The following is a 21,499-nucleotide window of genomic DNA, read 5'->3' as shown; positions in this document are numbered from 1 at the left end:
TCCTTTTTCACTTATTTCCTGTGATGATGAAAGAATACCAGGACTTTATTGGCGTTATGTTTCCACTTTGTTTGTAAAATATTAATTCGTCATTTTATTCATTCTGCATACGGCAAACTGCTAAATCCTGATTTCTGTTTCCCACTTTACTGTATTGAACCCATTCACTAGCTTTTGCGAATAAAAAAATCGACTCCGGGATCATGCCAGGAGTCGACCTTTTTTACTTTTCTATTCTTCGATACAGCTTATAACAGAATATCTGAATCTGAATGGACATCCAGCTCCAGTTCAACATCCGTGTCTTCTAAGACAAATGGTTTTTCTTCCTGCGGCAGATAGAAGCTGTAAATGGAATCTTTCAAAGCCATCCAGTCGGCCATCTTCATCGTCCAGATTTCATCCTCTGGCTCAACAATCCCTTTGCGGATCAGAGCGGCTAATTCATTGTCCGAGAAACTGCCGTCCTTTTTGCCGTCTTTTCGGCGTACATACCAGCGATTATTCGTTTCCATGATTTCCCTCGCTTTCCGGCAGTGAATCTCCGCCTTCCCCTTCACCCTCCGGTGTTGTGGAAGGTTCCGTTGTTTCCGATGGGGTTGGCTCTGGCGTGAGTTCCGGCGTCGGAACCGGCGTCAGTTCCGGAGTTGGAATCGGTGTCGGGGCAATATAATTGTAATTGGTGACGGACTCCACGGAGTTCTCATACAGTGTACTGTTTGATCCGGCCACAATCGTAATCGTCACCTGCTTGCCGTCTTCAAAAGAACTGTTCGGGAGCGTGACGGAAGTGCCGCTGACCTTTTCGTGATAGCCGCTCTGGTTGGTCACGCTGACTTCATAATAATCGGCGTTGTCCACAGCATCCCAGCTGATCCGGACATTGTTGGCATCCTGGCTGATCTTGACGTTAGCTACTGAAGCCAGTGTAACCGATGGCGTTGCGGTCGGTGCAAAATAGTTAAAGACCTGTGTTGCCGGTTCTGACGGTTTGATGTTGTTTTCCCGTGAGTTGGCAACAATGCTGAACGTCACCTGCTTGCCATCCTCAAACAAGTTCCCGTTTAAGGATACGGAAGTCCCGTCCACTTTGGCGGAATATTCCTTTTTCAAGGCCGCGGATACCTCATAGTAATCCGCATCCGTCACTTTATCCCAGCTGATTTTGATCTGATCTCCATCCTGGGTAATCTTGATATTCTTCACGGCTTCCAGCTGTTTTTCTTCTTCACTGCCGCCGTTCATTTCACTTTGACCACGGCTGTTGTCGCCGGCCGCAACCAGACTGCCGTTTTTCAGTAAGCCAACGGAATGGTTCTTGCCCGCCGCAATTGCGATCACATCTTTCCACTCTCCGACTTCCAGCCGGCCATATTCCTTGTCGCCCTCGGCACTCACTGTGCCGTCGCTGCTGAGCATCAACAGATGCTCAGATGAAGCCGCCGCCATTGTAATCTTAGATGGCGTTTTAGCCGGACAGACGCCGGTTTTGCCTTCGATGCAGTCCAGACTGCCGTTCTTGGTCAGAATTAACAGCGTATCCCCACTGATGACAACATTCTGAACGCCGCTGAGCGTGGAAACATCAGCCTGACTGCCGGCAATCAGCACTTTCCCTTCCTGGGTAATTCCAACGCTGATGTTGGCTCCGGCGGCAATTTTAGCGACGTCTTTCCATTCGGAAACTTCACACTGCTTATCGCTGTTGTCGCCGGTACAGACGACTGTGCCGTCCTTCTTTAAACCCAAGGTATGATGATCCCCCGCCGCAATCGCTGTGATCCCGCTCCACTCGGCAACCTCTGTCTGCTTCTGCCGGGAACTGCCGGCTGCGACAACCGTTCCGTTTTTCTTTAAGCCGACGCTGTGCTGCGCTCCGGCTTTGATCGAAGTGATATTGGCCCAGCTGCCAACGTTGATCTGACCCTCGTCATTGCTTCCCTGGCCTTTGACGGTTCCATCGGTATTTAAAACAAGGGTAAATTCACTGCCGGCCGCAATGCGGTTCTCTGCAGTCATGATGTTGGTTACTTCCTCTTTTTTCCCGCCGCCCAAGCTGTTGAAAACCAGGATGAGAAGCAGCACGACGAGTCCCAGGCCAGCCGCCGCCCCGATCAGCTTGGTCTGATTGTTCTTTTTGGACTTCATCGTCTGCGGCTGCGGCCGATTCGTGCCTGCTCCCGCTGTCGAATGTGGCTGAGCTTCCGGCTCCTTCACCACCCTCAGCGGTTTGGTTTTTTCCAAATCCTTCACAGCTGGAATCACCCGGGTCTGTCCCAAATCCGGCTGCGGCGGGATTGGCTCCTCGATCTTGATCTCAGGCGTCGGATATTCTTCCTCCGGCTTTTTCATAAAGGGAATATCCAACGTTTCATGGACATCCTTCTCCGGCAATACCGGCACCTCATTGCGGATCATCTCATCCAAACTGATGTGGAAAGCCTCCGCCAACAAAATCAAATGATCAATGTCAGGAATCGCTCCCCCATTTTCCCAGGCCATATAATCCAGAACCGAAACCTCGGCTTTCTCGGCTGCGGCTTGTTGAGATAAGCCGTTATATTTTCTCAGCTGTGTTAATTTCTCAGGCAGCTTATTCATAAATCAGCGCTCCTTTCTCTTCATTTCTATAAAAAGGGTCATAAAAATCCATTAATATCATCCCTGTTTTTACGCCGATTGTCAACCATTGAGCCGGGCAAAGTCCAATTTTACCGTGGATTTCCTGCAATCTTTTGCCAAAGTTTCCCGTGAATCCTCAGAAAAAGTCAGCTTTGTGCTGTCGACGGCTTTGTTTCCTTTCCCCTGCGCTTAACCTTTCTGTTGGTATCCTGCCGGCAGGCTGATCCGGATGAAGCTTTCTTGATGGGATTGATCGCTGTTTCTTCATACCCTGTTTCAACATGGAATTTCCGCAGACAAAAAGGACATGACCAAAGTCACATCCTCGATTGAAATTCTGATACACTTTCTGTCTGGGGACAGTCTGCCTTTTCCTTTTCAATTTCAGCGACAAGGCTAGAAAAGCTTATTCCGCCGAGAGATTGGAGCACACAAAGATCTGCGGCTTCCGGCTCAGCTTCAGCTGACCCTTTTCAACGATCACCGGCTGATTGTCGATCAGATTGACAAATTCACCTTCAATTGTCGCCAATGGAAGATCCCCTTCCAGACCGCGGACATTAAAGATGCCAAAAACCCGGCTGTCTTCACACTGATATTCGCAAACCAAGACTTCCTGTGGATTATCATGCAGAATAAACTGCCGATGCGCACCCATGAAGTCCATCCGGCGAATTTCATTCAGACGGTGGATCAGGGCTTCATAAGCCTGATCCCGCTGTGTCCAGTCGACCAGATCCTTCGTAAACAAGCTTGGCTGATGCGTATTCCAGGCTTCCTGTCCGGCATAGACAAACGCTGTGCCCTGCACAAAGAACGAATACCCCACCCAGTTCAGGATTTTATCGTGATCCTGCGTATAACTGGCTATCCGCGGCTGATCATGATTTTCCAGAAACCGCAGCTTCAGGAAATTAGCCGGATAGCGCCATTGCTGATCACGGACAGCCTGCTTATACGGCTGCAGAGAAGATTTTTCAGATACCGCCGCTTTGAACTGATCATAGATGTCATAATCATATAAGCAGTCAAACGCCGTATATAATTCACTGTCGGTTGCCACCTCAAAACCTTCTGAACGCAGGGCGCGGATGAATTCCGGCTCCACGCTTTCCGCCACCCAGAAATGATCCGGATTGATCTTCGCCACTGCTTCTGCCGCCTGCTGCCAGAACGAAACCGGCACCAGACTGGCCACGTCGCAGCGATAGCCATCGACGCCCAGCTTTGCCCAGTAACAAAGCATGTTGATCATTTCCTCCCGCAGAGCCTCACAGCCATAATCCAAGTCGAGGATATCCGTCCAGGCGCCGACGCGGTTGCCAAAGCTGCCATCTGGCTTATGATAATAATATTCCGGATGCGTTTGGGTAAATGGATGGTCATACGCCGTATGATTAATCACAATGTCGATCATGATCTTCATGTGATGATCATGTACTGCCTGAATCAGCTGTTTGAAGTCTTCCAGCGTTCCATATTCCGGATTAATCGCCCAGTAATCTGAAATCGCATACGGACTGCCCAGATCGCCTTTTCGCTGTTGGACACCGATCGGATGAATCGGAAGCAGGTAGAGGTAATCAAACCCCATCGCAGCAATGCGGTCCAGATCCTTTTCCACCTCACGGAAAGTCCCGGATGGAGCATAATTGCGGACAAAGACCTGATACAGACTCAAGCTGCGGTCTTTTGCCGTTGTTCGCTTTGACATGACTTGTTCCTCCTAATGATTGATCGCAATTCCGGTTTCTTGATCAAAGAAATGCAGCTTTGTCACATCCATCGCCAGCTTGATTTCATCCCCAGCCTTGACATCGACGCGGGAAGATACCTTCGCCAACAGCTCCTGCGGTCCAAAATGCCCGTGGAGAATAAATTCATGACCCAGCAGTTCACAGACTTCCACTTTGAAGTCAAATGGGGTGTCCGGGAACGCTTCCGCCACAATGCCTTCATAATGAATATCTTCCGGACGGATGCCCAGCACGATTTCCTTGCCGATATACGGCTTCAGATCATCCTTGAACATTTCCGGAATGTTGAAGCTGCGGCCGTCAATTTCAATTTTGCCTTCTTCTTTGCATACTCCGTTTAAGAAGTTCATGGCCGGTGAGCCGATGAAGCCCGCGACAAACATATTGGCCGGGTAGTTGTAAATCATTTTCGGCGAACCGATCTGCTGGATATAGCCGTCTTTCATGACGACAATCCGCGAAGCCATTGTCATCGCTTCGGTCTGATCATGGGTAACATAAATTGTCGTGGCCCCCAGGCTTTCATGCAGCTTGATGATTTCCGTACGCATCTGCACGCGCAGCTTCGCATCCAGATTACTCAACGGTTCATCCATCAGGAAGACTTTGGCATTGCGCACGATGGCGCGGCCTAGGGCAACACGCTGGCGCTGGCCGCCGGACAGTGCTTTCGGCTTACGTTTCAGATACGGCGTGATTTCCAGAATTTCCGCCGCATGCCGGACACGCTGATCAATTTCTTCTTTCGGCATTTTTTTCAGTTTCAGGCCAAAGGCCATGTTGTCATACACTGTCATGTGCGGATACAACGCGTAGGACTGGAAGACCATCGCGATGTCACGGTCCTTCGGCAGCACGTCGTTCATCTTCTGTCCGTCAATGTAAAGCTCGCCGGAAGTGATTTCTTCCAGACCGGCGATCATCCGCAGCGTCGTCGACTTGCCGCAGCCGGAAGGTCCGACAAAGACGATAAATTCCTTATCCTCTATATCCAGATTGAAGTCAAATACCGCCTGTACCTTATTGTCATAAATCTTGTTTACGTTCTTCAATTGTAAATTTGCCATATTGTTTCCACCTCTGATTTGATTATATCGGTTTTCTTCGTTTCTTTCCTGTGCACACTGCACAAATCTCATTATTTTATTTTCATCTCTGAACTTCTTTATTATATCGACTGTCTTATTGCACTTTCTTTTCAGGGAAGCACAGAGGATCAGCGAACGGCGTTTTCCTTGATCAGTGTGCAGAAGTAAAGCAGCTGAGCGTTGTGATAATCGCGGATATCCAGACCGGATTGTTCAATAAATTTCTGCAGCCGATAATTGACGGTATTGCGGTGCAGATACAACTTCTGGGCAACCCGGCTGGCATTCAGACCGGTGCTGACAAACGCTTTGGCGGTCGCCATCGCTTCAAAGCTGACATCGTCGAAATAATGCTCAGCCAAAGTGGTCAGCTTTGGTTCACGGTTCAGATAAGCCAGGATCACCGCCTCCGCCAACATCAGACAGCGGCCTTTTTTATGTCGGTGACAGAAGTTCAGTGCAGCCTCGGAAAGGGTATCTGAGCGATGCGTGATGAGGATTGTGAGCGGCTGATGCAGATCATCGCTTAAGATCGGAAGCAGTGAATCAAACAATGTTTTTAGATCCGCTTCACTGCTGATCACCCCACGTCCGGCTTCCGTCAAATACAGCTCATACGGAGCGCCGAGATTTTCGGTCAAAACGGTTTCCAGAATCGACTGATCGACCGGATGATCCGCTAAAAATAAAGCATAGCTTTCCATATCAGTCCAGCACGTCCAGCACGACGGATTCAAACGGACGCAGGATCAGCGTGGGCGGTTGGGGATGACTGTCAGGATAGCTGCTTAACAAACAGCGGACATGCCGGGCAGGAATCGTATATTCCGTATCCTTCCCAGTAAAATTGCTGACAACGAAAATGGTTTTTTCAGAGTTATCCCTTCGGTAGGCAAAGACGTCCGGATGATCTTCATCCAGAAGCGCAAATTCACCTTCAATAAACACCGGCTTGTATTCCGCTGACTTTCGCAGTTTCAGCACCGCCCGGTAGTGATTCAAAATGGAATTGGGATCTCGATCCTGCGCTTCGACATTGATCGTGCGGTAGTTGCCGTTAACCTTACTGACCGGCGTCTGCGTGGAAAACCCGGCGTTGGGAGCGGCGCTCCATTGCATCGGGGTGCGGGCGTTGTCCCGCGAAGTTCTCCGGAAATGCTCCATCAGCACAGCCAAGGGATATTGATCCTTGACGCCTTCATATAGATTTTTGACCCATACGTCCTGAAAATCCGAAAGTTCGGTGTAGTCCACGTTGGTCATGCCGATTTCTTCACCGTTGTACATAAACGGCGTACCGTACATCAAATACAGTGTGTTGCAGAGCATCTTTGCGGAGGGCTTGTGATAATGCACGGGATCGCCGTATTGACTGACAACCCGCGGATGATCGTGATTCAGCCAGTAAACCGGCAGCCAGGCGCGCTCATGCAGACCCTCGTACCACGCGGCAAAGGTTTTCTTCAAGGCAATCACGTCGGTTTTCACCTGTTCTGGAAAACTGACGGTTCCGGCGCTGATCCCGTTCGCCCAGCAATGATCAAACGTGAATACCATGTTGAACGCTCCGGTTTGCGCGTCGGCATAATTCAGCGCCATCTGTGGGGAGGCTCCGCCGCCGACCTCGCCGACCGTCACGATATCGTAATGCCGCAGGACTTTGTCCTTCAGTTCATCCAGATAATCAAACAGCGCCGGCAGATTGGAAAACTTCGACCAGTCCGGAGCGTTGCCCTGGGCATCCAGCGGCATCGTGCTGTCTTCAAAGCGCAGATCCTTGGCTAAATGCGCGACGGCATCGACGCGGAAGCCATCGACACCCTCGTCCAGCCAGAAGCGGGCCACTTCCATCATGCGTTCTCTGAGCTTGGGTTCCGCCCAGTTGAGATCCGGCATTTTCTCTGAAAAAATCTTCATATAATATTCGTCGGTCGCTTCATTGTAGCACCAAGCGGAATCGGAGAAAAAGCTCGACCAGTTGGTCGGCGGAATGCGCTGGCCCTGCGCGTTGATCCGGCCTTTTTTCCAGATATAATAGCTGTGTTCTTCACTTTCTTGATTGCGGCGGGCTTCGATAAACCAGGGATGTTCATCCGACGTGTGATTGAGCACAAGATCCAAAATGATCCGCAATCCGCGCTGATGGGCTTCCTGAATTAATTCACGGGCGTCATCGAGCGTGCCGAAGATCGGATCGACGGCATAATAATCGCTGACGTCGTAGCCATTGTCATCCATCGGCGACTTGAAAAACGGACCGATCCACAACAGATCGACGCCTAGGGCTTTCAGATAATCCAGCTTGAGCGTAATGCCTTTCAAATCGCCGATGCCGTCCCCATTAGCATCATAAAACGTGCGTGGATAAATCTGATATCCAACGGCTTCTTTCCACCATGTTTTCATTTCTGTTTTCTCCTTGCTTGGGTTCGATAGGTCAGATCAGAAAGTTCCGCCTGACCTTGGCCGACGACGCTGAATCCCGGCTTCACGCTGAGGAATCCGTCGTAGTTATTGTGATTGTAACCGGATATGTCGATCACATTGTTGATCTTTTGATAGTGGCGGCCATCCTGACTGACATAAAATCTCAGGTATAGCTGCTTCAGTTCCATCCTCAGCCAGAGCTGTTCGCCTGTTCCTTCGTGTCTTGCCAGCACCCGGTTGTGACGAATGATGCTGACACCCTGGGCATCGGCCAAAATTCCGGCACAGTGTTCAGGATTGTAGAAACAGCACAGTCCAGCTGAAACTTCCCCCTGCAGCTTCACGTGCACGTCGATCTGGAAATCATCCTCATTCACCGTCATGAGTAACGGCTCGCTCTCCCCCAGCGTCCAGCCCCGTCCCTGCATGCGCAGAGTATTGGAAGCAGCCTGGAACCGAGTTAAATCATGGTTTCGGAAGCTGCGCAGCGTCCAGGGAATTCCATGGCTGAAATCAAACTGAATGGTTTGCGGCAAAGCCGCGGTTGTTATCGGATGGGCGGAATCGACGGAAAACCAACCGTTTTCATCAAAGCTGACCCGTTCGATGAGAATCTGTCTTCCCCAAAGCTGCCGATCCTTGCGGTAAGCATGATAAACAAGATAAGCGTTGCCTTCGGGATCGTCGATCAACGTGCCATGGCCTTTGCAGTGCCAGGGTTCGCTGCGGCTGCGGCATTGCAGAACGGGATCATAGGGAGAAAATTCCCAGGGGCCATCCAGACTGCGGCTGCGGGCCGAAACGACGCGATGGCCGGTCGCCGGCCCGGCTGTTCCGCCAGTCGCAAACGTATAATAAAACCAATCGCCGCGGCGGCAAAGCTTCGGCCCTTCCATAAAATCGCCTTCAATGTCTTCGCGGCTGTCCACCTGATAAACAGGAAAAACCGCTTCCGACTCACTGATTCGCTTTAGACCATCCGCACTCAGCTTAACGCGCATGCCGCGGCCTAAAAACAGGTAGCGCTGACCTTGATCATCCACCGCATGGCCAGGGTCGATATAATCGGGAATCTCCAGCGGCAAAGGCTGGCTCCAGGGGCCTTCAATATGATCAGCCCAGGTAACCCAGTTTTCCTGCTCAGCGTAAAAATAAATGTAGAAGCGCCCCTTTACTTCAACCAGATCCGGCGCCCAAATGTCATAATCAAAGTCGTTGAAGCAGTGAGTGACGAAATCCCAGTGAATCAGATCCGCGGAATGCAGCAGCGTCAGACAGGGGCGATACTGCAAGGAGGAAAACGTCAGATAATATTCCGAACCCACCCGCAAAATCGAGGGATCGGGATAATCCCCCGGCAGGATCGGTTCCAGGATTTCAGTCCGCATGGTCTTTCAGGCGCTGAAATTCAGCCTGAACCCATTGGCTCATGCCGCGTACCTGGCTTTCAAAATACGCCGTCCCTTGCTCCCCTGTCGCCTCGGTGACCGACAGGGAGCTGGCAATGCCCAGATCCTCACGTTCCAGTCCGACATTGGCCTGTTGATCAACCTGGGCGGGAGAGAGCGCCAGCATCATCGCTGTTTCGTAGCCCCCGGCATGATCGCTGATCCGATATTCCGGCTTGTCCGCCAGTTCAAACTCCATCGACGTCAGAACGGGTTTGTCCAGCGGGGCGAAATGATCGCGCACCTGATCCATGATTTGTTTCTGGATCGGCGGATTGTGTCCGCTGATCAAAACGACCAGTTGGGCTCCGCGGTCAAAGTAATTGCCGCAGGCGTGGATCAGCAGCTCGGTTAACAACGGCAGCGGAATTTGATAAAAACTGCCCGGCAGCTTCATTCCGGCAAAGCCATCCATGCCATAACCGATCCCCTGCGGTCCTTCAATATCGACATCGGCCGCAAAGTGAATCGCCGGCATCACCACGCCGCCGATCTTCCGAGCTACCGCTTCGCACAAGGCCGTGGCTTTGATCGCATCGCAGCCCAAGGGATTCTGACGGCCGTGCCATTCCAGTGTCCCTAAAGGCTGATAGACCACCGGAAAGTCGTCCAGCCGTTTTATCAGCTGTCCCGGGCGCAGCTTCTCCACCTGAACTTCGCTGCTTTCTTCTTTCGGGATCAACGAGTCGATTAATTTTTTATCGTACTGCATCTTTGCACCTCATTTCCTTAACGCGGAGGCACTGTTCAGCAGTGCCGCATCCTCCCAGCCGATCAGCGTGATCTGATTATCACGCAGACTTTGCCGGAAAACAGGATCTTTTAAAAACTGATAATCGCCGACGCGCACTCTCCAGTCCGGGGCAATCGCCTTGAGTTCTTCACTTTCGACCGCAGGATGCGTGAAAAATTCACTGACGCCCTCCGGCAGATGCGCTAACATCGCCAAATAGCTGTCGCGGATGGAGGCATAGGTATGACGGTCATTCGGGAAACGGTCACTGTTAGGATTGAGATAGTCGATGATCGCAATTCCATGCGTATCTGCATAGGCGACGGCTTCCGCGGTCTGCGGATGAGTTTGAGCCTTCGCGCGGGCCAGACGGAAGCTGAATCCTTCTTCCTGACAATACTCTAGGGTTTCGATCAGATGATTCTGCAGCGTCAGCATGTGATTATCCAGATGGGTAAACGGAATTCCCTGCTTCCGCAGCCATTGAACCTGAGCTTTCATTTCCCGCATCAGATCCTCTGAATTAGCCTGACGCAGCACATCCTCAGTATGGTGAAAGAAATACCCTTCCTCATCCCGGAGGGAAGCGGCCTGCGAACTCATCGGCCCCCAACGGTAGTTCTCCCATTCCGCGGTATGCGCAACGTGCAGACCGACATGAATTTCAGGATGTTGATGACACAGCGCCGCTGCTTCCTTGGCCCATGGACAACAGGCCATTAAGGTCGTGGAGCGGATGCAGCCGGATTGAAACAGATCCAGCACCGCCATGTTTGCGCTGTGGCACATGCCGAAGTCATCGGCGTTGATGATCAAATATTTACGCATGCGTAACCTCCTGCAGACTCAGACCCCTGGCCTGCACTGTTCCTTTTTCAACCAGGAAGCCGGCTGCGCCGCAGGAATAGGTGCTGTCATGACAGATTAAACGGACTTCCCCGTCCATGCTGACTTTCAGCTGATCAGAATATGCTTCAAATTTCATCGCGACTTCCTGATCCGCGGCATAGGCGTAGTCACACTCTGCGAGAATCTGCACGTCCCGATCCTTACGGCACACAATCCGCAGCTTCTGGTCTTGCAGCACTGCCGCATAGTAGCGCTGCAGACCCGTCAGGCGCAGCACCAAGCCGGCCGTTTTCTGAAGGGTTAAGATTAAGGTGGAGGCGATGCTGAGGTGGTGCCAATCCTGATTGCCGATATAGACCAGACCGTTATCTTCCGTATGGGAAAGACAGAATGTGGAGAGATGATCGACCGTGCTGCAGCGGGTGCTGTCGGTAAAGGCCCGATACCAGCTTGGCACAGCCCGACCGGTTGTATAGTTGGGACTCATCGTCGAAATCTCCGTATAGGTCAGCGCCGGCTCTCCGCCATGATCGAGATGATGCACAAGCAGCGGCTGCCCTTTGACAAGCAAGCCCATCCGCCAGATCGGATAACCGCGGCCAGGCGGAAGCGGCCAGTTCAGGGATTGTTTCCCATCTATGAGAATGAGATCCGACTGAAAACGTTCCACTTGTTCTTCTGCGTTGAAAAAGTCGACAAACAGCGTGACCTCTGTCAATCCATCGGACTGCACCTCACCATGGATGCGCTGTCCCCAATACAACAGCGGAGAAGCGACCAAGGCATAACCGCCGGCCTTTTCATGAAGCAGATCATAGAAAACCTCAGTTCGCCACTCCATCGTTTTTCCTGCTTGAGGAATCAGTTCAATTCCGGGATTTCGGCTTACCGTTGTTCCCTGAAGTGCTTCAAAGCCATGTGTGCTGCCGGGAAACAGAAAGGCATAGCGCGGCCACAAGCTTTGTGTTTTTTCATGCAGCTGTTGGGAATCTGTGATCAGCTGCTGAGCCACGGTGCTGGCGTTTTCAATCGTCGCACCGCCCTCCGCGCTGACAACCCACATTCGTTCATTCACCTGGGAGCGCAGAAACGCATGCCGATCCAGGTTTTCCAGGCCTAAGCGAATGGCTTCGATACAGCCGACATTTCCAGCGTTGCAGTCGGTATCATAACCCGCCGAAGTTGCAATGCTGATGGCTTCCAGAAAATCATCGTGATCCAGGATGCAGCTCATGACAATGACCAGAAAATTCGTAACGATCGGACAATTGCCGCCATAACGGGAGTATGGATGACAGGCTTCAATCTGGTCCCGGGCCTGCCGCCAATCTGTGCTTTCCTCACAAACGCCGATCATCCATTCCACCAGCTCACTGACTTCAGGATCGTTGATGATCGAATTGGCCTTGCGCATGGCTTGCCGGATGTCTTTCTCCTCAAACACCACGGCTTCCAGAACCGCGATCCAGGCCGCCATCGAAACCGCAATGCCATCATGGCTCACCTTCGCTGCCTCCGCAGCCATCGCCATTGCCATTTCCGGATGTCCTAAATTGATCAGTCCCCAGCCGTCAATAAAAATCTGACTGCCGATCTGTTCGGCAACCGTTTTTCCATTATAGGCCATGGATCCGGTGTCCGGGGCGTCAATGCCTTCCTTTAACCGCAGATAAGCAGTATGTTCAGTGGAACGAAACATACCGCCCCACCAGAAAATCGTTTTTTCCTCGATCACCTTATTCAGCCAGTGAAGTCCGATCTGTCGGCTTTCCAAAGATGAGGGCATGCCGTTTTCCCGCAGCGCCTTCACAAATGTGAACGTCCCGGAAATATCATCATCCGCTTCAATGATTGAAGATCCCACCTGGGAATGCACATAGGTGCGGATCTGACCGAATTGTTCCTGAATCCGCGCGTAACTCCAGCCCTCAACCGGACGGCCGAAATAAACACCGATGATCTTGCCTAAAACGCCGGCGTAAACCGCGTCTTCCAGCTTCCTCATTGTTCTTCCTCACGATTGAGATGGGTGTAGAGTTCTTCCAGAAATCCTTCTTCATCCAATTCATAGGCAATCGCATGATGCCCCTTTGACTGCGGCTGCCATGCGGTATAACTAAGTGTTCCGCTTTTCATCAAATCGACGCGCATCTGTCCCCGCTGTACCTGGACCAGCTCTGGACGGAAAGCATAGGCCGCAGCCATCGGATCATGATAGCTGTATCCGTCAAACCGCTCAAACCAGACCTCGGACATCGCTTCGATCAGTTCACGATACTTCCCCTGGACATGGGTTTTCAGATAGTCCGGCGAATGGTGCAGTTTATACGTCACATCGCAGGGATAAATTATGAGTTCCGGAATGTCTGCATCCAGCACAATCTTCGCGGCAATCGGATCGCACAGCACATTCCAGTCCAGCCGGCCGACAAAATCGGGATGATTGTCCACTTTGCAGCCCATGATGATCACCCGTTTTAACAGGCGGGCAATGTCAGGATCCAGTGTGAACAGCACACCGAGATTGGTAAACGGCGCAACGCTGATCAACGTCACCTCATGCGGATATTTGAGCACGGTCTGACGGATGAAGTCCACTGCGGATTTCTCCGACACCGCCCCTGTGGGACTAAACCGCTCAAGCACCCGTGCCTGCGGACAGCTTGGCTGTAATTCTTCATAGGCAATCGGCTTGCTGATGCCGCTGTGCACCGGTACGGTTTTCCCGCTGCGATCAACAAACAGCTGGCATAGGGCCGCGCGTTTTTCCGCTTCCCCGCTCACCGTTGTAATGCCTAACAACTCACATTCCGGATGATTCAGCAGGTAGCCCAGCGCAAACGCGTCGTCGATATCACTGCCGATATCCGTATCAAAAATGATTTTTTCCATCGTATATTCCTCTCTCACGCAAAAAAAGAGAACTTAAGTGGTTAAACTTAAGCTCGTTAGGATTTGATTGCTCCTTCGGTCATGCCTTTGATAATATGCTTCTGCGCGAACAAAAACAGGATCAGCATCGGCAGGATCGCCAGGAAAGTGGACGTCAGGATCATATCCCATCGCTTGGTATAGGCGCCGACGAAGTTGGATACCGCCAGCGGCAGCGTCTGAATCGCGTTGCCCTTGCCCAACACCATCAATGGCAGCAGGAAGTCGTTCCAGATCCAGATTCCGTTGAGGATGATGACAGTCACAATGATCGGCTTGAGCATCGGCAGAATGATATAAGCAAAGACCTGCCACTTGCTGCATCCGTCAATCGTCGCCGCTTCTTCAATCTCATACGGGATTCCCTTGATAAATCCGCAGAACATGAAAACCGACATCGACATGCCGAAACCAGTGTACGCAAAGATTGCGCCTGGATAGCTTCTTAACAGCGGAATGTTGAGGAACGTCCCCAATTCCTTAAACCAGGATACCAGCGGATACATGACAACCTGAAACGGAATGACCATCGCCGCGACAAACATGAAATAAACCAGTGTGGAAAATTTACTTTTATGCCGGACTAAGACCCAGGCGGCCATCGTCGCAAACAGTACAATCGTGATCAAAGAGCCGACAGTAATGATCGTACTGGAAATAAACGCTGAGGAATAGTGAACCGTCCGATCGGTGACAACTGCTTTGATGTTCTCAAACAGCACGCCCCAATCGCTCGGCAGGCCCAACGGATTCAATACGATATCGCCGCTGTGCTTAGCTGAGTTGATGACCACTAAGACAATCGGTGAAATATAGAGAAGGAACACGCAGATCGCAAAAACCTCCAGCAGCACCAGGTGCCATTTTCTTTTTGTCATCAGGATTCAATCTCCTTTCGTTTGGTAATCGACGTCTGAATTACAGAAACCACAACCAGCACCACAAACAGCATAACCGCTCGGGCCTGGCCTTCCGCCATCAGGTTGTTGACGGATGCGGTATTGTAGATGTTGACGGAAATCAGTTCCGTAGCCTTAATCGCCTGTCCCTGCCAGAGCATCGACGGGCCGCCGTTGGTCAGCGACATGACGACATCATAGGATTTAAAGCTGCTGCTGAGCGTCAAGAACAGCGCGACGGTAAAGGCCGGCATGATCATCGGAATCGTGATGTGGCGCAGCCGCTGCCAGGCGTTCGCGCCATCGAGATCAGCGGACTCCAGCAACTCCTTCGGCACATTCTGCAAAGCCGTGTAATAGATCATCATGATATAGCCGGCGTACTGCCAGGTTCCCGCGATGACCAAAGCCAGCACCGCCAGCTTCGGATCGGTCAGAAAGAAGGTGTTCGCCAAGAGCGAAATACCATAGTTCTCACCAATGCTGATCAGGACATTGTTGAAGATGAACTGCCAGATGTAGCCCAGAACAATGCCGCCGATCAAGTTCGGCAGGAAGAAGCCGGTTCGATAAATATTTCTTCCCTTGATCTTGGAAGAAACCAACAAGGCCAGTGAGAAGGCCACAACGTTGACCGAGATGAAGTTGATCAGCGCAAAGACAATCGTAATCATGGATGAATATTGGAAACGAATATCCTTAATACTGTTGATATAATTCTGCAGACCCACGAAATCAAATCCGCTCTGTGTAATGCCCGTCCAGTTGGTCAGAGAAAAGTAAATTCCCATAAAGAACGGAACGGCAATGACCAGCAGAAAGGACAGCATCGCCGGCGCCAGAAACAACATGTACGTCAGCCGATCCGCCCTCTTTCGGGAAGTCAGCGTTTTCTTTTTTGCAGCCATGGAACATTCCCCTTTCTTAAAGAAAAGAGGGCAGACGAGTTCCGCTCGCCTACCCCCTCAGCCTACTTGTTCTTATTTTCCCAATGTTGCGATGGCATCCGCAAACATCTGGATGAATGTCGCTTTGTCAATATTGCCTAATGCAAACTGACCGTAAATCGGACCTAATGTATTCATATTGAATCCATCCGGCAGGGAATACTGGTTAGTGAAGCTGTAAGCCGTACCGCCCTGTTCAATCCAATCCGCCAGCGCTGAGGACAGCGGGCCCGTTGGACGATGCGTATTGTTTTCAAATGCAGAAACCAGACCGACTTCTTCCGTCATCATCTTCTGGCCTTCTTCACTGAAGCACAGATCATTCAGGAATTTCTTAGCCAGATCCAGATTCGCGGAATCTTTATTCAGGCAGTACCAGGAAGGCGCGCCCGCAAACAGTCCGTTTGTCTCTTCAGCGCCTAAAGGTGCATGCGGCGCAAAGCCCATTTTGAACGTTCCGCCGGCTTCAAGAACCGGCTGATCAGCCCAAGTTCCCTGATGCAGGAAGGCATATTTGCCAGCACCGAATTCCGCCATCTGTTCATCATTGGAATTGACGGTCAGCATCTTCTTATCTGTGTAGTTAAACAGCAATTCAACCCAATCAGCATAGGTGGACAAACGCGCTGCGTCAACTTCACCCTTTAACGCCATATCGGTAACGGATGTATCGTCATAAGCCAAACCGGATGACAGGTAACCCGCAAAGTTATGATTGCCTAAAACCCAAGTTGAACCTTCAGCACTGACTAAGGAAACAACTGCAGTCAGACCCAGTTCATCCTTCATACTGTCAATTTTAGCAAACGCTTCTTCATAAGCCGGCAAATTCGTCAATGTCTTCGGATCCACGCCTGCTTTTTCCAGAATTTCTGCGTTGTAAGCTAAGCCATAGCCTTCAACCGCAACCGGATAGCCGTAAACTTTGCCGTCCTGGACAAATTCATACTGTGTCTGATCGACCCAAGCTTCGCCATCCATTGGTTCCATGATGTCCTTATACAGATTATAGCCTGTGATGCCTTCGATGACGAAGATATCCGGCGTTTCCCCCGCATTGATATCCGCTTTCATCGCTGCGCCGTAATCACAGCTGCCTGTGCAGGTTTTTACGACAACCTTCACGCCGTTGTCGGCGCCCCACTTTTCTGCATAATCCTGCATCGGCGTGGTAACTTCCGCTTTGTTCTGATAAACGATTAACGTTTTGGCTGCGTCTGTGCCGGAATTTCCTCCGTCATTTCCGCTTCCTCCGCCATTGCTGCCGCAGGCTGACACAGTTAAAGCCATGGCCAGCATCGCGGCTAACGCTACTAATTTCTTCATACGATGATTTTCCTCCTTCGTACCTTTCTTTTTTTATTATAATTGTAAGCGCTTGCGTATTCAACCCCAAGAAGTTATTTTTGCCTCCAAAACATAATTTTGTCTGCCTTGCCTGTCAACTTTTCCTGAAAACAAATCTGTTCTTTTCAATGTAAGCAAGTTCATTTTCTGTCATTTCACAAATTCAGAAATCGAACATTCCCACTGATCCATCACGTCTCCCTGCAGAATCTTCAATTCCTGAAAAGCATGCCAACGTCCATTGAGATGCAGGGGATTTTCCGCATTCCTGCGCATCAAAGTCAGATGATGAAGCGTGACCTCCAGCTTGATTTCGCTGCCGTCAAACAGTTCAATCCAGCGGGTCGCAAAGCCTTGCCACGAAGGGGGAATATGAATGTTCAGGGTAAGCGTGCAAGAGCTTGGATCCACCTTCATACCGATCAGCATCTCGATCAAGGCAGAAGCCGCGCAGGCACTTTCCCATGGACGCTGCCCGCCGGAATAGCCAATCATCGTTCCCTCCTGCGTCCGGTAATATTCGCAAAACAAGCCAAACGGCGATGCTATTTTGCCTAAATCGTCACAGACCTTGAGCCACGCTGGATCTTCCAGCTGACACAGCGCGCTCAGCAGCATCGCCGGCATCATTCCTGTGCAGCGATCATCCTGATTCCGGCTTCGATACGGCCTGACTGCCTCATTCTTCACCCGTTCAACTCCAGCTCGGCACAAACGTTTCCACGACTCATCCATGTTGATCCAATAGGGCATTAACAGCACGTCGCTGATCCAGTCCGGCTGGGATCGGCTGATCTGAAAATACTGTCCTTCCTGACCATAATTATATTTCATAAGCGCCTCGCTCACCTGGTTCAGACGTTGTTCAAACAAAGCTGCATCGCTATTCTGATTCAGCTTCTCCGCCAGCGCCTTCATCCCCTGACAGTTTTTCAGATAGAGAAAACAGGAGTCCGTGAAATCCGCTTCTTTGCCCAGTCCGCTGATATGCACATAGGTTTCATCCCCACTTCCCGAAAGCAGCGAAACCTCTGAAAGCGATTGACACAAAACGTTGTAGCGCAGAATCGGATATGCTTCAGCCGCAAATGTCAGATCCTGAGTGAGCTGAACATATTCCAGAACAAACAGGTTGATATAGCTGGGCAGTTCCGTCTTCTCCCACTCGGTTGAAATCGGTTTAAAAGACCGCGCCGCAAAAGCTGTGTGCGGCGTGATCGGATCATAGGCATTTTGAATTCCAAATTGCCTTTCGAAACCGAGATAAGCCTGACAGATCCGCTTCATTTCCCTATGATTTAAGCATTGTTGATGAAACCGGAAAATCCCGTATTGATCCCGGATGTAATGTAAAGGATAGATAAAACTTTGTGCTAAACTCGCACCATTGTCCGCGGTCACAGCCTGAATCAGATCCTCCGTTCCCTGCAGGATTTTCGCCAGCGGATCAGAGGGTGCGGCTTTCGGCTTTAGAAACCGATCCTGCTGCATCCGCAGGCAGCGGCGCTGCAGTTCATCACTGCTCAGTTTTGCCAGCTGCTTCGCAAAAGCGGATGCTTCTTCCCGGTTCAAGCTCAGGCAGCTGATCAGTGAAACTGGCTGATCTGGTTCAAGCTGAAGCCTAAAGCCGGTAGGATCCACACAAGATTGCGCATTGCACTGAACAGCCAGATACCGCGGCTTCCCCACATAGCGATAAGCATTGGAGATATCCTGAAACAACCGCCGGGGCGCTCCCTGAAAAATCAGCTGATCCGCCTGAACCTGCACCCATTGATCCGGATCGACGGAGGGTGCGTACAATTCACTTTCCGGCTTCACCGGCGTTCCATCCCACCAGAGAAACTCACCATTGCGCGGATCAGTTTCAATCCGGACACGCACAGACAAAGCCGCGGTTGAACGCAGTGTTCGAATCCAGACGCTCTCGCTGATAAACACACTGTCCTCCACCTGCACAGAAGCTTCGCTGTTTTGGCACAGCACATGATAGAATTCACATTGTGCATCCGGCATGCCTGCCCTTTCTTCCTTCCATGGTTCTTCGGCTTCGATCGTAAAGCCAAAGGCCAGATTATTGCAGACATAATCCGGGCCGCTGACCGCGGCTACTGCCGTTTTGCTGCACGGATGGTCAGTCAGCACCGGTTTTCCATGACGTTGGATTTCTACACCCAGTCCGGCTGTGATCAATACCTGACCATTGCCGATCACATATCCATTTTCCAGCTTTATATCCCTGTTCTTTTGCATGGTGCACTTCCTTTCTGCCCGGCATGGCTTCTTCACCCGACCTCATGTTTCTGATTGATCTGTAATCCCTCAATCTCACCGAGTTGTTTGACCCACTTCAAAACACGGTCATGAACAATCCTGACAGAATGAGCCATTCCCTATGCCTTTTATTGATCATACCATATTCAATTTGATCAGGAATAAAATTTCCGGGTTTTCTTCTGCCGCCGTTTTCTTGGTGCAGATATTTCGCGATACATCACCTGCTTTTCTGATCGTTCTTTCCGCAAATTCACAAAAAAATGAGCCGACATTGCATCAGCTCATTCTTCTTTATTCTGTGTTGTTCGCTCTTACAGTTCAGCGAAATATTTGATTGTACGAACCATCTGGCTTGTGTAGCTGTTTTCGTTATCGTACCAAGAAACAACCTGAACCTGATAGGTTTCGTCATCAATCTTTGTAACCATGGTCTGTGTTGCATCAAACAGAGAACCATAAGTGATACCGATGATATCGCTGGAAACCAGTTCTTCTTCAGTATAACCGAAGGAAGCGTTAGCCGCAGCCTTCATGGCAGCATTGATGCCTTCTTTTGTGACGTCTTTGCCCTTAACAACCGCAACCAGCAGAGTTGTTGAACCTGTCGGAACCGGTACACGCTGAGCAGAGCCGATCAGCTTGCCGTTCAGTTCTGGGATAACCAGACCGATCGCCTTCGCAGCACCTGTGCTGTTTGGAACGATGTTGATGGCAGCAGCGCGGGCACGACGCAGATCCCCTTTGCGCTGAGGGCCGTCCAGAGTCATCTGATCGCCTGTGTAAGCATGAACTGTGGTCATGATACCGCTGACGATTGGAGCATATTTGTTCAATGTGTTCGCCATTGGAGCTAAGCAGTTTGTCGTGCAGGAAGCAGCGGAAATAACTGTGTCTTCCTTTGTCAGAACGCCTTCGTTAACGCCGAAGACAACGGTCGGCAGATCGTTTCCAGCAGGAGCGGAAATAACGACTTTCTTTGCGCCAGCTTCGATATGAGCGGAAGCCTTCGCTTTCGATGTATAGAAGCCTGTGCATTCCAGAACAACATCGACACCCAGTTCACCCCAAGGCAGTTCTTTCGCATCAGCCTTAGCATAGATTTCGATTTCATGTCCGTCAACGACGATTGAAGATTCCTTCGCTTCAACGGTATGGCCTGTGAAAGGGCCCTGAGCTGAATCATATTTCAACAGATGAGCTAACATTCTAGGGCTTGTCAGATCGTTGATGGCTACAACTTCATAACCTTCGGCAACAAACATCTGGCGGAAAGCAAGACGTCCGATGCGTCCAAAACCATTAATCGCAACTTTTACTGTCATTTTATAGACCTCCTTATGACACGACTTAATTATAGTGTTTAAGGCGTTAAATGTCAATTGTGAATGACTTCACTTAGCCATTTTCACGATTGCTTTACAATTTTTTGATTCCCAAGTATTGACGGGCTGAATTCTGGCATACTGTAAAAGGAAAGGAGTCTTCTCCATGACCTTAATTCCTACGATTATTGAACAGTCCGCCCGCAGCGAGCGGGCTTACGATCTGATCTCCTGCCTGCTGAAAGAGCGGATCATCCTGCTGACCGCACCGATCGACGATACGGTATCCGGCAACCTGTGCGCCCAGCTTTTATATCTGGCCTCCCGCTCAGGTCAGGATATTCAGCTGTATATCAATTCCCCCGGCGGCAGCGTCAGCGCCGGTTTGGCGATTTATGATACGATGCGCTTAATTCGCTGCGATGTCTCCACCATCTGCATGGGCATGGCCGCCAGCATGGCTGCCGTTTTGTTAGCCGGAGGCACCCGTGGCAAGCGCTTCGCCCTGCCCAACAGTGAAATCATGATCCATCAACCCTTAGGCGGTGTTCAGGGACAGGCCGCTGATGTGAAGATCGCCGCTGAGCATATTCTCCAGATTCGCCAGCGGCTCAACACCCTGCTGGCAGCGGATACTGGCCGCAGCCTGAGGGAAATTTCCGAGGACAGTGACCGCGACCGGTATTTCAGCGCTGAGGAAGCGAAGAATTACGGCCTGATCGACGATCTGGTACACAAGCAGAAGTAAGTCTTTCCGCCTTCGGGCGGTTTTTTTGTTATTGACTCAGCTTTTTCCCAAGCTTTCCCGGAAACGAGCCGCGGTTTGCGCCTTTCGAAGCGATCTGAAAAGCA

At 50.8% G+C, this 21,499-nt stretch carries 17 protein-coding genes; 1 reads left to right on the top strand and 16 read right to left on the bottom strand.

What is annotated here, in order from left to right; all coding sequences use genetic code 11:
* Positions 1–248: 248 nt before the first annotated feature.
* The 16 genes from MCG46_RS01035 to gap all read right to left on the bottom strand — a co-directional run bounded on the left by MCG46_RS01035 (position 249) and on the right by gap (position 20,647).
* Positions 249–515, bottom strand: a complete 267-nt coding sequence (locus tag MCG46_RS01035) for a DUF4339 domain-containing protein (RefSeq protein WP_240276818.1) — start codon at positions 513–515, stop codon at positions 249–251.
* Positions 502–2,601 carry a helix-turn-helix domain-containing protein gene (locus MCG46_RS01030; protein ID WP_240276817.1) on the bottom strand — a complete coding sequence of 700 codons (2,100 nt, stop codon included), beginning with the start codon at positions 2,599–2,601 and terminating at the stop codon, positions 502–504. Before MCG46_RS01030 ends, MCG46_RS01035 begins: the two co-directional genes overlap by 14 nt.
* 427 nt (positions 2,602–3,028) lie before the next feature.
* The gene (locus tag MCG46_RS01025; protein ID WP_240276815.1) at positions 3,029–4,336 is read right to left on the bottom strand and encodes an alpha-amylase family glycosyl hydrolase; all 1,308 of its coding nucleotides are present in this window, start codon (positions 4,334–4,336) and stop codon (positions 3,029–3,031) included.
* A 12-nt stretch (positions 4,337–4,348) separates the two neighbouring features.
* On the bottom strand, positions 4,349–5,446 hold the full coding sequence (locus MCG46_RS01020) for an ABC transporter ATP-binding protein (RefSeq protein ID WP_240276813.1): 1,098 nt from the start codon (positions 5,444–5,446) through the stop codon (positions 4,349–4,351).
* A gap of 149 nt (positions 5,447–5,595) precedes the next feature.
* Entirely contained in the window at positions 5,596–6,171 is a 576-nt protein-coding gene (locus MCG46_RS01015; protein WP_240276811.1) for a helix-turn-helix domain-containing protein, read from the bottom strand.
* Between the two features lies 1 nt (position 6,172).
* Positions 6,173–7,873, bottom strand: coding sequence for a glycoside hydrolase family 13 protein (locus MCG46_RS01010; protein WP_240276810.1), 1,701 nt, complete (start codon positions 7,871–7,873; stop codon positions 6,173–6,175).
* The gene (locus MCG46_RS01005; RefSeq protein WP_240276808.1) at positions 7,870–9,282 is read right to left on the bottom strand and encodes a family 43 glycosylhydrolase; all 1,413 of its coding nucleotides are present in this window, start codon (positions 9,280–9,282) and stop codon (positions 7,870–7,872) included. The genes MCG46_RS01010 and MCG46_RS01005 overlap by 4 nt, the downstream gene beginning before the upstream one ends.
* The gene (locus tag MCG46_RS01000) at positions 9,272–10,054 is read right to left on the bottom strand and encodes a creatininase family protein (protein WP_240276806.1); all 783 of its coding nucleotides are present in this window, start codon (positions 10,052–10,054) and stop codon (positions 9,272–9,274) included. The genes MCG46_RS01005 and MCG46_RS01000 overlap by 11 nt, the downstream gene beginning before the upstream one ends.
* A gap of 9 nt (positions 10,055–10,063) precedes the next feature.
* Positions 10,064–10,903 carry a polysaccharide deacetylase family protein gene (locus tag MCG46_RS00995; RefSeq protein ID WP_240276803.1) on the bottom strand — a complete coding sequence of 280 codons (840 nt, stop codon included), beginning with the start codon at positions 10,901–10,903 and terminating at the stop codon, positions 10,064–10,066.
* Positions 10,896–12,929 (bottom strand): ADP-ribosylglycohydrolase family protein, encoded by a 2,034-nt coding sequence (locus tag MCG46_RS00990; RefSeq protein ID WP_240276801.1) that lies wholly within the window; start codon positions 12,927–12,929, stop codon positions 10,896–10,898. The genes MCG46_RS00995 and MCG46_RS00990 overlap by 8 nt, the downstream gene beginning before the upstream one ends.
* On the bottom strand, positions 12,926–13,816 hold the full coding sequence (locus tag MCG46_RS00985) for a nucleoside hydrolase (protein WP_240276799.1): 891 nt from the start codon (positions 13,814–13,816) through the stop codon (positions 12,926–12,928). The genes MCG46_RS00990 and MCG46_RS00985 overlap by 4 nt, the downstream gene beginning before the upstream one ends.
* Positions 13,817–13,872: 56 nt before the next feature.
* Entirely contained in the window at positions 13,873–14,733 is an 861-nt protein-coding gene (locus tag MCG46_RS00980) for a carbohydrate ABC transporter permease (RefSeq protein ID WP_240276797.1), read from the bottom strand.
* Positions 14,733–15,662: a carbohydrate ABC transporter permease gene (locus MCG46_RS00975; protein WP_240276795.1), complete on the bottom strand. Its 930-nt coding sequence runs from the start codon at positions 15,660–15,662 to the stop codon at positions 14,733–14,735. Before MCG46_RS00975 ends, MCG46_RS00980 begins: the two co-directional genes overlap by 1 nt.
* A gap of 72 nt (positions 15,663–15,734) precedes the next feature.
* Complete coding sequence (locus MCG46_RS00970; RefSeq protein WP_240276793.1) at positions 15,735–17,027, bottom strand: ABC transporter substrate-binding protein; 1,293 nt, start codon at positions 17,025–17,027, stop codon at positions 15,735–15,737.
* Positions 17,028–17,198: 171 nt separating this feature from the next.
* Positions 17,199–19,301 (bottom strand): hypothetical protein, encoded by a 2,103-nt coding sequence (locus MCG46_RS00965; protein ID WP_240276791.1) that lies wholly within the window; start codon positions 19,299–19,301, stop codon positions 17,199–17,201.
* A 335-nt stretch (positions 19,302–19,636) separates the two neighbouring features.
* Positions 19,637–20,647, bottom strand: coding sequence for a type I glyceraldehyde-3-phosphate dehydrogenase (gene gap / locus MCG46_RS00960; protein WP_240276789.1), 1,011 nt, complete (start codon positions 20,645–20,647; stop codon positions 19,637–19,639).
* Positions 20,648–20,813: 166 nt separating this feature from the next.
* On the opposite strand from gap, the gene MCG46_RS00955 reads away from it, so the two are divergent.
* Complete coding sequence (locus tag MCG46_RS00955; protein WP_020225409.1) at positions 20,814–21,395, top strand: ATP-dependent Clp protease proteolytic subunit; 582 nt, start codon at positions 20,814–20,816, stop codon at positions 21,393–21,395.
* Positions 21,396–21,499: the final 104 nt, after the last annotated feature.

The organism is Holdemania massiliensis (genome assembly GCF_022440805.1).
GTDB classification, from domain to species: domain Bacteria; phylum Bacillota_I; class Bacilli_A; order Erysipelotrichales; family Erysipelotrichaceae; genus Holdemania; species Holdemania massiliensis_A.
Note: the sequence above shows the minus strand (reverse complement) of the source record. Positions and strands in the feature narration are given on the sequence as shown.

What these genes read in the sequence shown, in the direction of transcription:
- MCG46_RS01000 (WP_240276806.1), bottom strand. Translation starts at nt 10,054, where the DNA reads ATGCAGTACGATAAAAAATTAATCGACTCGTTGATCCCGAAAGAAGAA.
- MCG46_RS00995 (WP_240276803.1), bottom strand. Translation starts at nt 10,903, where the DNA reads ATGCGTAAATATTTGATCATCAACGCCGATGACTTCGGCATGTGCCAC.
- MCG46_RS00990 (WP_240276801.1), bottom strand. Translation starts at nt 12,929, where the DNA reads ATGAGGAAGCTGGAAGACGCGGTTTACGCCGGCGTTTTAGGCAAGATC.
- MCG46_RS00975 (WP_240276795.1), bottom strand. Translation starts at nt 15,662, where the DNA reads ATGGCTGCAAAAAAGAAAACGCTGACTTCCCGAAAGAGGGCGGATCGG.
- MCG46_RS00985 (WP_240276799.1), bottom strand. Translation starts at nt 13,816, where the DNA reads ATGGAAAAAATCATTTTTGATACGGATATCGGCAGTGATATCGACGAC.
- MCG46_RS00980 (WP_240276797.1), bottom strand. Translation starts at nt 14,733, where the DNA reads ATGACAAAAAGAAAATGGCACCTGGTGCTGCTGGAGGTTTTTGCGATC.
- MCG46_RS00955 (WP_020225409.1), top strand. Translation starts at nt 20,814, where the DNA reads ATGACCTTAATTCCTACGATTATTGAACAGTCCGCCCGCAGCGAGCGG.
- gap (WP_240276789.1), bottom strand. Translation starts at nt 20,647, where the DNA reads ATGACAGTAAAAGTTGCGATTAATGGTTTTGGACGCATCGGACGTCTT.
- MCG46_RS01030 (WP_240276817.1), bottom strand. Translation starts at nt 2,601, where the DNA reads ATGAATAAGCTGCCTGAGAAATTAACACAGCTGAGAAAATATAACGGC.
- MCG46_RS00970 (WP_240276793.1), bottom strand. Translation starts at nt 17,027, where the DNA reads ATGAAGAAATTAGTAGCGTTAGCCGCGATGCTGGCCATGGCTTTAACT.
- MCG46_RS01020 (WP_240276813.1), bottom strand. Translation starts at nt 5,446, where the DNA reads ATGGCAAATTTACAATTGAAGAACGTAAACAAGATTTATGACAATAAG.
- MCG46_RS01005 (WP_240276808.1), bottom strand. Translation starts at nt 9,282, where the DNA reads ATGCGGACTGAAATCCTGGAACCGATCCTGCCGGGGGATTATCCCGAT.
- MCG46_RS00965 (WP_240276791.1), bottom strand. Translation starts at nt 19,301, where the DNA reads ATGCAAAAGAACAGGGATATAAAGCTGGAAAATGGATATGTGATCGGC.
- MCG46_RS01010 (WP_240276810.1), bottom strand. Translation starts at nt 7,873, where the DNA reads ATGAAAACATGGTGGAAAGAAGCCGTTGGATATCAGATTTATCCACGC.
- MCG46_RS01015 (WP_240276811.1), bottom strand. Translation starts at nt 6,171, where the DNA reads ATGGAAAGCTATGCTTTATTTTTAGCGGATCATCCGGTCGATCAGTCG.
- MCG46_RS01025 (WP_240276815.1), bottom strand. Translation starts at nt 4,336, where the DNA reads ATGTCAAAGCGAACAACGGCAAAAGACCGCAGCTTGAGTCTGTATCAG.
- MCG46_RS01035 (WP_240276818.1), bottom strand. Translation starts at nt 515, where the DNA reads ATGGAAACGAATAATCGCTGGTATGTACGCCGAAAAGACGGCAAAAAG.